Source organism: Vogesella oryzae (assembly GCF_902829295.1).
In the GTDB taxonomy this organism is placed as follows: Bacteria; Pseudomonadota; Gammaproteobacteria; order Burkholderiales; family Chromobacteriaceae; genus Vogesella; species Vogesella oryzae.
This window is the reverse complement of the sequence record NZ_CADEPL010000056.1, coordinates 37,998-52,247: the sequence shown is the minus strand read 5'-3', so window position 1 is coordinate 52,247 and position 14,250 is coordinate 37,998. Positions and strand designations below refer to the sequence as shown.

Annotated in this window: 11 protein-coding genes, 1 pseudogene and 1 riboswitch; of the genes and pseudogenes, 3 read left to right on the top strand and 9 right to left on the bottom strand. The window is 59.2% G+C overall.

Translation table 11 applies throughout. The features are described 5' to 3' along the window. Positions 1-111 precede the first annotated feature (111 nt). Positions 112-1,902, top strand: a complete 1,791-nt coding sequence (locus HU218_RS16025; protein ID WP_174875946.1) for a GGDEF domain-containing protein — start codon at positions 112-114, stop codon at positions 1,900-1,902. Positions 1,903-1,986: 84 nt separating this feature from the next. Here HU218_RS16025 and metF read toward each other — a convergent pair whose 3' ends face one another. The 3 genes from metF to metK form a co-directional block, all read right to left on the bottom strand. Beyond that, positions 1,987-2,823: a methylenetetrahydrofolate reductase [NAD(P)H] gene (metF, locus tag HU218_RS16020; RefSeq protein WP_174875945.1), complete on the bottom strand. Its 837-nt coding sequence runs from the start codon at positions 2,821-2,823 to the stop codon at positions 1,987-1,989. A gap of 140 nt (positions 2,824-2,963) precedes the next feature. Next, positions 2,964-4,364, bottom strand: coding sequence for an adenosylhomocysteinase (gene ahcY / locus HU218_RS16015; RefSeq protein WP_174875944.1), 1,401 nt, complete (start codon positions 4,362-4,364; stop codon positions 2,964-2,966). Between the two features lie 104 nt (positions 4,365-4,468). Then, positions 4,469-4,533: riboswitch (S-adenosyl-L-homocysteine riboswitch) on the bottom strand. A 98-nt stretch (positions 4,534-4,631) separates the two neighbouring features. Next, the gene (gene metK / locus HU218_RS16010) at positions 4,632-5,801 is read right to left on the bottom strand and encodes a methionine adenosyltransferase (protein ID WP_174875943.1); all 1,170 of its coding nucleotides are present in this window, start codon (positions 5,799-5,801) and stop codon (positions 4,632-4,634) included. Positions 5,802-5,869: 68 nt separating this feature from the next. On the opposite strand from metK, the gene HU218_RS16005 reads away from it, so the two are divergent. After that, on the top strand, positions 5,870-6,751 hold the full coding sequence (locus tag HU218_RS16005) for a lysophospholipid acyltransferase family protein (RefSeq protein ID WP_174875942.1): 882 nt from the start codon (positions 5,870-5,872) through the stop codon (positions 6,749-6,751). Positions 6,752-6,762: 11 nt separating this feature from the next. After that, the gene (locus HU218_RS16000; RefSeq protein WP_174875941.1) at positions 6,763-7,629 is read left to right on the top strand and encodes a lipid A biosynthesis lauroyl acyltransferase; all 867 of its coding nucleotides are present in this window, start codon (positions 6,763-6,765) and stop codon (positions 7,627-7,629) included. 241 nt (positions 7,630-7,870) lie between these two features. Here the strand turns inward: HU218_RS16000 and HU218_RS15995 are convergent, their stop codons facing one another. From HU218_RS15995 to HU218_RS15970, 6 genes and pseudogenes are all read right to left on the bottom strand, one after another. Then, positions 7,871-8,167 carry a DUF2818 family protein gene (locus HU218_RS15995; RefSeq protein WP_174875940.1) on the bottom strand — a complete coding sequence of 99 codons (297 nt, stop codon included), beginning with the start codon at positions 8,165-8,167 and terminating at the stop codon, positions 7,871-7,873. Positions 8,168-8,177: 10 nt separating this feature from the next. Continuing rightward, positions 8,178-9,632, bottom strand: coding sequence for an NADH-quinone oxidoreductase subunit NuoN (nuoN, locus tag HU218_RS15990; RefSeq protein WP_174875939.1), 1,455 nt, complete (start codon positions 9,630-9,632; stop codon positions 8,178-8,180). 18 nt (positions 9,633-9,650) lie between these two features. Continuing rightward, positions 9,651-11,147, bottom strand: coding sequence for an NADH-quinone oxidoreductase subunit M (locus HU218_RS15985; protein WP_174875938.1), 1,497 nt, complete (start codon positions 11,145-11,147; stop codon positions 9,651-9,653). A gap of 40 nt (positions 11,148-11,187) precedes the next feature. Further along, positions 11,188-13,239, bottom strand: a pseudogene (gene nuoL, locus HU218_RS15980) (NADH-quinone oxidoreductase subunit L). 36 nt (positions 13,240-13,275) lie between these two features. Continuing rightward, positions 13,276-13,581 carry an NADH-quinone oxidoreductase subunit NuoK gene (nuoK, locus tag HU218_RS15975; protein ID WP_174875937.1) on the bottom strand — a complete coding sequence of 102 codons (306 nt, stop codon included), beginning with the start codon at positions 13,579-13,581 and terminating at the stop codon, positions 13,276-13,278. A gap of 20 nt (positions 13,582-13,601) precedes the next feature. Then, positions 13,602-14,246 carry an NADH-quinone oxidoreductase subunit J gene (locus HU218_RS15970; RefSeq protein WP_174875936.1) on the bottom strand — a complete coding sequence of 215 codons (645 nt, stop codon included), beginning with the start codon at positions 14,244-14,246 and terminating at the stop codon, positions 13,602-13,604. Positions 14,247-14,250 lie beyond the last annotated feature (4 nt).

Sequence of the window (14,250 nt, the reverse complement as noted above, 5' to 3'; positions counted from 1 at the left end):
CTGCCTGCCGTGAGCACATCGCGCGGCTTGCCAGTGCGCGCTTTTTGATTGACAGTTGCTAGCAGCAGCTCGCCGCAACCTGCTCGTGCCGACTCTTGAGAAAGCCCTGCCTTGACGCTAGCCAAACCACTCAACCAGCAACTGCTGCAACGCGCACTGCTGTTCAGCGCGCTGTTCTGCGCCGCGGCGTTGTTGCTGCACATGTACCTCGGTCATCGCGCCAAGCAGCAGCAACTGGCCGAAGTGCCGCAGCGCATCGAACAGCAGGTCATGCCGATGCTGGCGCAGAGTGTCTGGGATGTTGACCAGGCCGCCACCCAGCAACTGCTGCAGGACTTGCTGCAACAAGACGGCATCCGCCAGATTTCACTCCGCAACAACCAGGGTGCAATATTGCTGGAGCTTGGCAACATCAATGGCGTAAGCCATGCGATAGAGCTGCCGGTACAGTCGCACCGCACCGGCGACCAGCCGCTGGGCATGCTGCATATCGGCCTGTCACAGGCCGCGCTGGAACAGCAATTGTGGCGCGACAATCTGCTGATTTTGCTGGAACTGCTGGCAGGACTGAGCGGCCTGACCGTGCTGTGCTACCGCTTCCAGCAGCAGCGCTTCCTGCAGCCGTTGCGACAGCTGCAGGAGCGTATCCTGCCGGCGGCCAACCTTGATGCCGAAGATGAAATATCCGCCCTGAGCACGGCCCTGCAACAATTGCAGCAGCAACAACAGGGTTACGAAGCGACACACCTGCGCCAGGAACACGAGCTGGCGCGCCACCGCGACCACCTGGCCGAACTGGTGGCCATGCGTACCGCCGAGCTGGAGCACCTCAGCCGCTTCCAGCACCTGATCTCCGAGCTGTCCACCCGCTTCATCCATCTACCGCTGGAAGAACAGCATCAGGCGGTGGACAGCGCGCTGGAACGCATCGGCACCCTGCTGGAAGTCGACCGCTGCTACCTGTTCCGCGTCACGCCGGAGATGACCATTCACGACAATCAGGAGTGGTGTGCCAGCGGAGTAAAAAGCACCGCCGGCTTTTATGAAGACTATCCGATCAGCGAGTCGTTATGGTTTGTGCCGCAGCTGATGCGCCAGCAGCTGCTGGCCTTTTCCAGTCTCGATGAGATTCCGCAGGAAGGCCATTACGAGCGCGAGCGCTTTGCCGAGCACGGCATCCAGAGTATTGCGGTAGTGACGCTGTCGCATCAGGGGCAGGTGCTGGGCTTTGTCGGCTGCGATGCGGTAAACCGCTCGCGCAGCTGGCTGGACAAGGAGCTGTCGCTACTGCGGCTGGTCGGGGAAATGCTATGCAACGTGCTGCTGCGCAAGCAGCACATGGAAGAACTGGACAATGCCCAGCACGCGCTGGCGCAGGCCAATGCCAAACTGGAAAGCATCGCCAACACCGACGGACTGACCGGGCTGGCCAATCGCCGGCTGTTTGACCTGCGCAAGCAGCAAGAATTTAGCGCCGCCTGTTCACTGCAACAGCCGTTATCGGTGCTGCTGCTCGATGTGGACCTGTTCAAGGCCTACAACGACTGCTTCGGCCACCTGGAAGGCGACCAGTGCCTGCGCCAGCTGGCCAGTGAACTGCAACAGCAGTTTCCGCACGACGAGGAACTGGTGGCCCGCATCGGCGGCGAGGAGTTTGCCGTACTGCTGCCACGCACCGACAGCGAGCATGCCCTCCAGCAAGCGGAACAGCTGCGTCAGCGCGTCTGGCAGCTGGCCATCCCGCACATGGCCTCGGCAGTCTCCACCCATGTCACCATCAGCATCGGCGTCGCCAGCCTCGACCTGAGCCGCCATGACAGCATCGACGATTTGCTGGCCGAAGCCGATAGCCGGCTTTACCAGGCCAAACATCAGGGCCGCAACCGCGTGGTCGGGCCGTAAAAGGCAGCCCGCCCGCCATAAAAAAACCGCCGCACTGCATGGCAGCCGGCGGTTTTTTTTCGCGGCAAGGTTGGCCGCAGCCGATTACAGGCCGAGACGCTGCCACACGGTGGAGACGATGCCGGCCTGGTTCAGGGTGTAGAAATGCAGCCCGGGCGCGCCGTTTGCCAGCAGGCGATCGCACAGCTCGGTTACCACATCCAGCCCCAGCGCGCGGATCGACGCGGTGTCGTCCATGTAGGCCTGCATGCGCAGACGCAACCAGCGCGGCACTTCCGCGCCGCACATATCGGAGAAGCGGCACAGCTGGCCGAAGTTGGCGATCGGCATGATGCCCGGCACGATAGGTACATCCACGCCGCGTGCCTGCACCTCGTCCACGAAGCGGAAGTAGGAATCGGCGTTGAAGAAATACTGCGTCATCGCCGAGTTGGCGCCAGCCTTCATCTTGCGCACGAAGTTGTTGATGTCGTCTTCGGCGGAACGGGCCTGCGGATGGAACTCCGGATAGGCGGCGACTTCGATATGGAAATGATCGCCGTGCTCTTCGCGGATGAAGGCCACCAGCTCGTTGGCGTAACGGAACTCGCCCGCCTCCACCATGCCGGACGGCATATCGCCGCGCAGCGCCACGATATGGCGGATGCCGTGGTTGCGGTATTCATTGAGGATGGAGCGGATATTGTCGCGGGTGGAGCCGATACACGACAGGTGCGGTGCGGCGGCATAGCCTTCGCCGCGAATCTCCAGCACCGTGGCCAGCGTACCTTCACGCGTGGTGCCGCCGGCACCGAACGTCACCGAGAAAAATTCCGGATTGAATTGCGCCAGCTGCTGGCGGGTAGTGCGCAGCTTGCTCATCCCCTCCGCCGTGCGCGGCGGGAAGAATTCGAAGCTGAAAGTATGTTTGCGTTCTGTCATGGCCGTTCTGGTCGCTGAGTTCTGGATTCCCTGGCAAGGCGTACCGGTCTATGCCGATTGTCGCCTGGCGGCCAACGTTGGCCGCAAAAAAGCGGGCAGGAAATTCTAGCCGCCTGCCCGCTTTTTACCGACATCAAATATCAATAACGATAGTGTGCCGGCTTATAAGGACCTTCCTTCGGCACGCTGATATAGGCGGCCTGCTGGTCGGACAGCTCGGTCAGGCGGGCGCCGATGCGCTCCAGGTGCAGACGCGCCACTTTCTCGTCCAGATGCTTCGGCAGCACGTACACCTTGTTTTCGTACTTGTGCTCGTTGGCGAAAATCTCGATCTGCGCCAGCACCTGGTTGGTGAAGGAGTTGGACATCACGAAGCTCGGGTGGCCGGTGGCGCAGCCCAGGTTCACCAGGCGGCCTTCGGCCAGCAGGATGATGCGTTTGCCGTCCGGGAAGATGATGTGATCCACCTGCGGCTTGATGTTCTCCCACTGGTACTGACGCAGCGAGGCGACTTCGATTTCGCTGTCGAAGTGGCCGATATTGCACACGATGGCGTTGTTGCGCATGCGCTTCATGTGCTCGTGGCTGATCACGCCGACGTTGCCGGTGGTGGTGACGAAGATATCGGCCTGATCGGCCACTTCATCCATGCGGACCACGCGGTAGCCTTCCATCGCCGCCTGCAGCGCGCAGATCGGATCGATTTCGGTCACCCACACGGTGGCGCCCAGGCCACGCAGGCTCTGTGCGCAACCCTTGCCCACGTCGCCGTAACCCAGCACCACGGCCACTTTACCGGCGATCATCACGTCGGTGGCACGCTTGATACCGTCGACCAGCGACTCGCGGCAGCCGTACAGGTTGTCGAACTTGGACTTGGTCACCGAGTCGTTGACGTTGAAGGCCGGGAACGGCAGCGCGCCGTCTTTTTCCAGCTGGTACAGGCGATGTACGCCAGTGGTGGTTTCTTCGGTGACGCCCTTGATGTGCTGCAGACGCTTGGAATACCACTGCGGATCGATGGCCAGATAGCGCTTGATGGCGGCGAACAGCGCGGTTTCTTCCTCGTTGCTCGGGTGGCTGATCACGCCCAGATCTTTCTCGGCCTTGCTGCCCAGCATCAGCAGCAGGGTGGCATCGCCACCGTCGTCGAGAATCATGTTCGCCGGCTGACCTTCCGGCCATTCGAAGATCTTGTGGCTGAATTCCCAGTACTCATCCAGGCTCTCGCCCTTGAAGGCGAACACCGGAATGTTGGCCGCAGCGATGGCAGCGGCAGCATGGTCCTGGGTGGAAAAGATGTTGCACGATGCCCAGCGCACTTCGGCGCCCAACGCGGTCAGGGTCTCGATCAGCACCGCGGTCTGTACGGTCATGTGCAGCGAACCGGCGATACGGGCGCCACGCAGCGGCTGCGCGTGCTGGTATTCCTTGCGGATCGCCATCAGGCCCGGCATTTCGGTTTCGGCGATATTGAGTTCTTTGCGGCCCCAAGCGGCCAGGTTGATATCGGCAACAACGAAGTCGTTGAAGTCAGCCATCGTGCAATCCTTTTCACGAAGGCCGGGAGGGATGGCTCACCCGCGCATCCCGTGCCCGGCACGGGGTTTCCAGCCGCCTCCGGTCGGAAGGTGGCAGAGTAATCAGCAGGTGAGCGCCGTTTTGGAGGTTCCGGGCCTGGGGCGTAGCCTCGCAGCGCTCCCCGGAATCGCGCGATTATACGTGGTTTTTCCGTACTTTAGCTGCGGCCAACATGAAAAAACCGCCAGCAATCGCTGGCGGTTTTCCATCGGCTTGCGCGGTAACGCTTACAGACCGGCGTCGGCGCGCAACGCTTCCACCTTGTCGGTACGTTCCCAGGTGAACTCCGGCTCTTCGCGGCCGAAGTGGCCATAGGCGGCAGTCTTGGTGTAGATCGGACGCAGCAGGTCCAGCATCTGCACGATGCCTTTCGGGCGCAGGTCGAAGTGACGCTTCACCAGTTCCACGATCTGTTCGTTCGGGATCACGTTGGTACCGAAAGTGTCTACCGAGATCGAGGTCGGCTGCGCCACGCCAATGGCGTAGGAGACCTGGATCTGGCACTGACGCGCCAGACCGGCAGCGACGATGTTCTTGGCCACGTAACGACCGGCGTAGGCGGCGGAACGGTCAACCTTGGTCGGATCCTTGCCGGAGAAGGCGCCACCGCCGTGCGGTGCGGCACCGCCGTAGGTGTCGACGATGATTTTGCGACCGGTCAGGCCACAATCGCCCATCGGGCCACCGATCACGAAACGGCCGGTCGGGTTGATCAGGAACTTGGTCTCGGCAGTAATCATCTCCGGCGGCAGCACCGGCTTGATGATGTCCTCGATCACCGCTTCGGTCAGGATCTTGTGATCGATGTCCGGGCTGTGCTGGGTAGACAGCACCACGGTGTCGATGCGCTTGGGCAGGCCGGTGGCGCTGTCGTAGACGCAGGTGATCTGGCTCTTGGCATCGGGACGCAGCCACGGCAGGCGGCCATCCTTGCGCAGCTCGGCCTGACGCTGCACCAGGCGGTGTGCGTAGTAGATCGGGAACGGCATCAGCGTCGGGGTTTCGTCGCAGGCATAACCGAACATCAGGCCCTGGTCGCCAGCCCCCTGTTCCAGATCCAGACCCTCGCCTTCGTTCACGCCCTGGGCGATGTCCGGCGACTGCTTGTCGTAGCCAACCAGCACGGCGCAGCCGTGATAATCGAAGCCCAGCTCGGAGTTGTCGTAGCCGATGCGCTTGATGGTTTCGCGGGCAACCTTGATATAGTCGATGTTGGCCGTAGTGGTAATTTCGCCAGCCAGAACGACGAGGCCGGTATTCACCAGCGTTTCGGCAGCTACGCGGGCGTACTTGTCCTCGCGCAGGATAGCATCCAGGATGGCATCAGAAATCTGATCGGCAACCTTGTCCGGATGTCCTTCCGATACCGATTCCGAGGTAAAAAGATATTCGCTCATTGTCTTCGTTCCAGAAAATGGCCAGTGAGTTAATGTAAAATAGCGCGTTTTTTTGTCCGTCCAAGTCCATGACCCGACTCGCACGTTTTGTTCTGCAGGCGCTTGCCGCCTTACCGCTTCCGCTGCTGCATGCATTAGGCAGCGTGCTCGGGCGAGCGCTGTACTGGTTTTCGCCGGGATTTCGCGCGCGCATGCGCACGAACATTGCGAATAGTAAAATCGGTGGAAATTATCAGGTTTGTGAACAGCTCGTCAAACAGTCTGCGGCAGAAACCGGCAAGGGCGCACTGGAACTGGCGATTGCCTGGTGCCGCGAACCGGCGGCGATTGTCAGCCTGATCAAGGGCTGTCAGGGGTGGGAGCACGTTGAAGCCGCTCTTGCCGCCGGCAAGGGGCTGATCTTCGTCACGCCCCATCTTGGCAGTTACGATATTGCCGGCCGCTATATATCCTCGCGCCTGCCCTTCCCGCTCACCGCCATGTACCGCCCGCCTAAGCTTGCCTGGCTGGAGCCGATCATGAACGAGGGCCGCGTCCGCGGCGGGGCCAAAACTGCGCCGGCCACCGGCGCTGGCGTGCGCTTGCTGATGAAGGCCCTGAAATCCGGCGAAGCCACCATTATCCTGCCGGATCAGGTGCCCGGCAGTGGCGAGGGGGTCTGGGCACCTTTTTTCGGCAAGCCGGCTTTCACCATGAGCCTGCTGCCACGCCTGGCGCAAATGGATAACGTCGCAGTGCTGTGGTTTACCGGCGAACGTTTGCCGCATGGTGCCGGTTTTGTCGTCCATATTGCCCCGCAATCACAGCCGTTCACCGGCCAGCGCGAAGCCGATGTTGCCATCCTGAATGCCGAAGTGGAGCGGCTGATCCGCCGCTTTCCATCCCAATACCTGTGGAGCTACAACCGTTACAAGCGCCCTGCCGGCGCCCCGGCTCCCGACTCCGTCTGAAAGATGCCTGCATGAAAATTGCACTAGCCTTGTTGTGGCTGCTGCGCCTGCTGCCCCTGCAATTGATTCACGCCCTGGCCTGGCTGCTGGGCCAGATCGTTTACCGCTTGGCCAAAGAGCGCCGTCGCGTCGGCCTGATCAATCTGCGCCTGTGTTTTCCCGACATGAGCCCGCAAGAACGTCGCCGCCTGATCCGTCGTCATTGCGTGGAGATGATGAAGCTGATGCTGGAATACGGCATTGTCTGGTGGTCATCGCCGGAACGCTTGCGCAAACTGGTCGAGATTCGCGGTCTGGAGAACCTCACCCGGCTGCGTGAGGCCGGCGAAGATGTGATCCTGTTCTACCCCCATTTTGTGGCATTCGAAATCTGCGCCTACCGCCTGAACCTGGAAGTACCGCTGGTCAGCGTCTATTCCCAGCAGAAGAACAAGACACTGGATGCGCAGTTCTACAAGGGGCGCAACCGCTTCGACAATGCCTTCATCGTGTCGCGGCAGGAGAGCTTGCGCAGCATCATCAAGGCCATGCGCAAGAATCACACCCCGTTCCTGTATCTGCCGGATCAGGATTTCGGCGCCCGCGACTCAGTGTTCGTGAAGTTCTTTGCCACTGACGCCGCCACCATTACCGGCCTGTCCCGCATCGCCGCGCTTGCCAAGGCAAAGGTGGTCCCGGCTATTGCGCGCCGCGAGGGCAGTCGCTTCGTGCTGGACATTCATCCGCCGCTGGAAAACTTCCCCAGCGAAGACGTCGTTGCTGATACCCGTGCGATGAACGCCTTTCTCGAGCAGCGAATTCTGGAGGCGCCCGAGCAGTACTTCTGGCTGCACAAACGCTTCAAGACCCGTCCAGCCGGACAAGCCAAGCTGTACTGAAACACACTGCGCCAAACAAAACGGCCCGCTGCATTGCAGCCGGCCGTTTTTTCTTGCCAGTGATTCAGCTGCACTGCACTGAATCATATGGATACTCAGGTTGGCCGCATACTTTCCCCTGCCGCACCTTGCCCGGCTATAAACACGGCATGACTTCTGGACTAACACCAACAGCATGGGTCACTAGTTTGCCAAGCAAAACAGCCCGCATGAGCGGGCTGTTTTATCTGGATGCCAGGCATTAATTACTGCGACGTTTCCAGAAGTAGCGTGCGACAAAGCCGGGAAACGCAAACACCAGGAACAAGGCAACGGTAGTCACGTAGAACTGCCAGTTCTGCGGGTGCACCGGTGCCAGCTGCCCTTCCAGTAGTCGGGCAAACAAACCCAGCAGCAGAAACAGCGTTACCAGCTCTGCCAGATGCCAGCCGAAATGCTTGCGACTGACCTGCTTGACGCCGGCAACACGGTTGCTGACGAACGGCAGGTTGGCCGCAACAAAGGCGACAAGCAACAGAACGGTAACGCTGGTTTCCACAATCAGGTCCTTACAGGGTAGTGAGCGACAGTTTCATCGCTTGGACACACATGGCGACCAGACGTTCCGGCATCACCCCCAGCACCAGCAATGCGATGGCATTGATCGACAGTACCAGCTTCATGTCGCCGGCCATGCTGATCGGGCTGTTGTCCTGCACATCATCGAAGTACATGGCCTTCACCGCACGCAGGTAGTAGAAAGCGCCGATCAGCGACATCAGCACGGCCACGACTGCCAGCCACACCAGGTTCACGTTGACGATGGCCTGGATCACGGCAAACTTGGCATAGAAGCCTGCCAGCGGCGGAATACCGGCCATGGAGAACAGTGCCAGCAGCATCAGCAGCGCGTACCAGCTATTGCGGCTGTTCAGACCTTTCAGATCGTCCAGTGTCTCGCACTCGAAACCGGCACGGGACAAGCCCAGCAGGATACCGAAGCCCACCAGGGTGGTCAGCACGTAAACGATGGCGTAGAACATCGCCGCGGAATAGCCTTCCGGGGTGCCGGCAATCAGGCCCAGCAGCAGGAAACCCATGTGCGAAATGGTGGAGTAAGCCAGCATACGCTTGAGGTTGGTCTGGGCAATGGCGGTAATGTTGCCGATTGCCATCGACAGCACCGCAATGATCGCCAGCATGCCCTGCCAGTCGGCCACCATGCCACCCAAGCCCTGAACCAGGATACGCACCACGAATACGAATGCGGCCAACTTGGGCGCAGCACCGATCATCAGTGTCAGCGCGGTAGGCGCACCATGGTAAACGTCCGGCACCCACATGTGGAACGGAACGGCACCCAGTTTGAACGCCAGACCAGCAACGATGAATACCAGGCCAAATACCAGCAGGGTCTGGTTGGCAGAACCGGAAGCAATCGACTTGGCAATCAGCGCCAGATCCAGCGAGCCGGTCGCACCGTACAGCATGGACATGCCGTACAGCAGCAGACCCGAGGCCAGTGCGCCGAGTACGAAATACTTCATTGCCGACTCGGTAGCACGCGCGGAATCTCGCTGCAGCGCGATCAGCGAGTACAGCGACAGCGACAGCAACTCCAGGCCCAGATACAGGCTGACGAAGTTGCTGGCCGACACCATGAAGTTCATACCCAGCAGGGCAAACAGCGACAGGGTGAAATACTCGCCCTTGAACAGACCGCGATCGGTAGCGTACTGGCGGGTGTAAACCAGCACGGTAGCGGTAACGCCGTACATGGCCACCTTGACGATATCGGACATCGGATCGTCAATAAACATGCCACTGAAGGTGTAGCTGGCAAACGGTTCAAACGTGTTGATCTGCAGGAACGCGCACACCGCCAGCGTCACCAGCGACAGGCTGTAGGTGATAACGCGTTTGGCATCCGAGATAAACAGATCCAGCATCAGGATGACCAGCAATGCTCCGAGCAGAAACATCTCGGGCAATGCCGGCATCAGGTTGAGATCAGCCCAATTCATAGCTTTGTCCTTGTTGGCTTAGAGCTTGCTGATCGCTACGTGCGCAATCAGGTCATTAACGGAGAGGTGCATCTTCTCGACAAAGGCTTGCGGGTACAGACCCATGCCCAGCACGGCAATCGCCAGGATCGCCAGCACCAGGAACTCGCGCTTGTTCACGTCGGTCAGCTCGGCCACATGATGGTTACCCACTTCGCCGAAAATCACGCGCTTGTACATCCACAGGGTGTAAGCAGCGCCGAAGATCAGCGTGGTGGCAGCAAGGGCAGCAACCCAGAAATTCACCTGCACGGCGCCCATGATCACCATGAACTCGCCCACGAAGCCGGAAGTTGCCGGCAGACCGGAGTTGGCCATGGCAAACAGCATCATGAAGGCAGCAAAGATCGGCATCTTGTTGGCAACGCCACCGTAGTCGGCAATGTTGCGGCTATGCACGCGGTCGTACATCACACCGATACAGAAGAACATCGCGGCGGACACGAAACCGTGCGACACCATCTGTACCAGCGCGCCCTCTACCGCCCACACGTTCTGGTTGCTACCGGTAAACAGGAACATGCCCAGGGTAACGAAACCCATGTGCGAAATGGAGGAGTAAGCCACCAGTTTCTTCATGTCGGTCTGCACCAGCGCCACCAGACCGATGTACACCACGGCCACCAACGACATGGCAACAATCACCGGCGACAGCTGCAGCGCGGCATCCGGCACGATAGGCAGTGCAAACCGCAGGAAGCCGTAAGCACCGATCTTCAGGGTAATCGCGGCCAGCACCATGGAGCCACCGGTTGGCGCTTCCACGTGGGCATCCGGCAACCAGGTATGTACCGGCCACATCGGCACCTTCACCGCGAAGGACAGGAAGAAAGCGATAAACAGCAGAATCTGCACATCACGCGGGATTTTCGCCAACGCCTGGAAGGCTTCGATCTCGAAGGTTTTACCAGCCTGGAAATACAGGTAGATAAACGCAACCAGCATCAGCAGCGAGCCCAGCAGGGTGTAAAGGAAGAACTTTACCGATGCATAGACACGACGCGGACCACCCCAGACACCGATGATCAGGTACATCGGGATCAGCATGCCCTCGAAGAACACGTAGAACAGGATGGCATCCAGTGCGGCAAAGGCACCGTTGATCAGACCGGACATGATCAGGAACGCCGCCATGTACTGTGCAGTGCGTTTCTGGATCACCTCCCAGCCAGCCAGTACCACCATCAGGGTAGTGAAGCTGTTGAGCACAATGAACAGCATCGAGATACCGTCCACGCCCAGGTGGTAGTTAATGCCGAGAGACTTGATCCACGGCATCTGCTCAACAAACTGCATGCCACCATGCAGGTTGTTGAACTGGGTAAACAGCGGCAGAGACACCACAAAACCCGCGAGGGCACCGGCGACCGCCAGCCAGCGCGCCAGCATTGCCCGCTGGTCGCCGCCGGTGGCCAGCACCAGGAGGCCTGCCACAATCGGAGTCCAGATCACCAGACTCAAGGTATTAGCAAACATATCGATAACCTATTCTTTTTGCGATTCCGGTAACCGACCCTTAGCGCAGGATCAGCGGCTTCAACCAGTAGGTCATCAGCACCAGCACACCAATAATCATGATGGCTGCGTAGCTATAGATGAAACCGGTCTGCAGCTTGCGTACCACGCCAGAGAAGTAGCCCACCAGACGGGCAGTGCCGTTAACCAGCAAACCGTCAATCAGCAGCATATCGCCGACTTTCCAGAAGAAAGTACCTAGCAGGCGCGAGCCCTTGGCGAACACGGCAAAGTAGATCTCATCCAGGTAGTACTTGTTCTCCAGCAGGGTGTGCACCGGTGCAAACTTCTGCTTGATAGCCGCCGGGATGTGCGGTGCCTTCATATAGAAGTACCAGGCAACGATAACGCCAGAGGCCGCCAGCAGGAACGGCAGGCTGGTCAGCGCATGCAGCGCCATGCCGACCGGACCGTGGAATTCGTGCCCCATTTCTTCCAGCGCCGGATGCAGTTCGTGATTGATGTGAATCACACCCTTGAAGAAGTCACCGTACAGCAGCGGATCGATAGCAAAGAAACCTACCAGCACCGACGGGATGGCCAGCAGCACCAGCGGCAGGGTTACCACCCACGGGCTTTCGTGCGGCTTGTCGTTCGGGCCCAGACCATGGTGGTGGTCGTCGGACGGCTCTTCATCATCATGATCGCCATGATGGGCATGCTCACTGCCATGGTTCTCCATCCAGCGCTCCTTGCCATGGAATACCAGGAAGTACATGCGGAAGGAGTAGAAAGCGGTAACAAACACACCGGCAATTACGGCGAAGTAGGCAAAACCGGCCGCCGGCAGATGCGATGCATGCACCGCCTCGATGATGGAATCCTTCGAGTAGAAGCCGGAGAAGAACGGGGTACCGATCAGTGCCAACGAACCCAGCAGCGAAGTAATCCAGGTAATCGGCATGTACTTGCGCAGGCCACCCATATTGCGCATGTCCTGATCGTGATGCATGCCCATGATCACGGAACCGGCGCCGAGGAACAGCAGAGCCTTGAAGAAGGCGTGGGTCATCACGTGGAACATGGCCACCGAGTAGGCAGATGCGCCCAGCGCCACAGTCATGTAACCCAGCTGCGACAGGGTGGAGTAAGCCACGACACGCTTGATGTCGTTCTGTACCACGCCGAGGAAGCCCATGAACAGAGCAGTAATGGCACCAGCCACCAGCACCACGTTCAGCGCTACATCGGACATTTCATACAGCGGGCTCATCCGCGACACCATGAAGATACCGGCAGTCACCATGGTCGCGGCGTGAATCAGTGCCGAGATCGGGGTCGGACCTTCCATGGAGTCAGGCAGCCACACATGCAGCGGGAACTGCGCCGATTTACCCATTGCACCGACGAACAGCAGGATGCAGGTCACGGTCAGCAGCGACCAGTGGGTACCCGGAATCAGCTCGATAGTCTTGCTGGCCAGCGCAGGCGCAGCAGCAAACACATCGCTGTAGTTCAGCTAACCGCCGAAGTAAGCCAGCACCAAACCGATGCCGAGCAGGAAACCGAAGTCACCGACGCGGTTAACCAGGAACGCCTTCAGGTTGGCGAAGACGGCAGTCGGACGCTTGAACCAGAAACCGATCAGCAAGTAGGACACCAGACCAACCGCTTCCCAGCCGAAGAACAGCTGGATGAAGTTGTTGGACATCACCAGCATCAGCATCGAGAAGGTAAACAGCGAAATGTAGCTGAAGAAGCGCTGGTAGCCCGGATCTTCCTGCATGTAGCCGATGGTGTAGATATGCACCATCAGCGACACGAAGGTCACCACCACCAACATCATCGCAGTCAGCGAATCCACCAGGAAACCGACGGAGAATTCGAAACCGCCTACCGTCAGCCAGGTATACACAGGGCCGTTGAATACCTGAGCGCTGCCATCAAGGAAGCCCTTCAGTACTCCGATCGACAGCACCGCCGATACTGCCACGCCGAGAATCGTCACAACGTGGGCAGCACGGCGACCAATCGCCCAGCCAAACAGGCCTGCAATGATCGACCCCACCAGCGGTGAGAGCGCAATCAGCAGGTATAAGCTCTTCATATCCATGTTTGTCGTGCTTTTTAGAATTGAAATCCGGTTTTGTTAGCCTTTGAGGCTGCCCAAGTCTTCCACGTTGATACTGTTCAGATTACGGAACAGCACCACCAGGATCGCGAGGCCGATTGCCGATTCGGCGGCCGCCACGGTCAGGATGAAGAAGACAAAAATCTGCCCTGCCGAATCCGACAGGTAGTGCGAGAAAGCGATGAAGTTGTAGTTCACCGCAAGCAGCATCAATTCGATAGCCATCAACAGCACGATGAGGTTTTTCCGGTTCAGGAAAATACCCAGGACGCTGATGGCGAACAGGATGCCGGCCAGCACCAGGAAGTGAGTCAGTGTAAGCACATTTACTCCCGTTACGGCCGTCAGGCCTGTTGCTCGTTATTGGACTCGGATGCAGTAGCCACTTCCGGCTTTACCGCTTCCATCTTGACGATGCGAACCCGATCGTCACGACGGACACGTACTTGCACCCCCGGATCAACTGCCTTGCTGTCTTTGCGCTGACGCTGGGTAATGCCGATGGCGGCCACCATGGCAACCAGCAGGATTACCGCAGCCGCTTCAAACGGCAGCAGGTAGGTGGTGTAAAGCTGGCCGCCCAGCACCTTCACGTTGCTGATTTTGGCCATGGCATCAGCCGCCGGCTGCAGTTTGGACAGACCGGCCTCGGGGCTGGACAGCACCAGGATGATCTCGGCCATCATGATCAGCGCCACGATGGCAGCTTGCGGGAAGTGGCTCCAGAACCCGGCGCGCAGCTTCTCCACATTGATGTCGAGCATCATCACCACAAACAGGAACAGCACCGTAACCGCCCCCACGTACACCAGTACCAGTGCAATAGCCAGGAATTCGGCCTGCAGCAGCAGCCAGTGGCCGGAGGCGGTAAAGAAAGCCAGCACCAGGTACAGCGCAGCATGTACCGGGTTTTTAGCCGTGACCACGCGGAAACCCGCGAAAATCAGGATCGCCGACAGGATATAAAAAACGACAGCCTGAAAGTCCATGGGT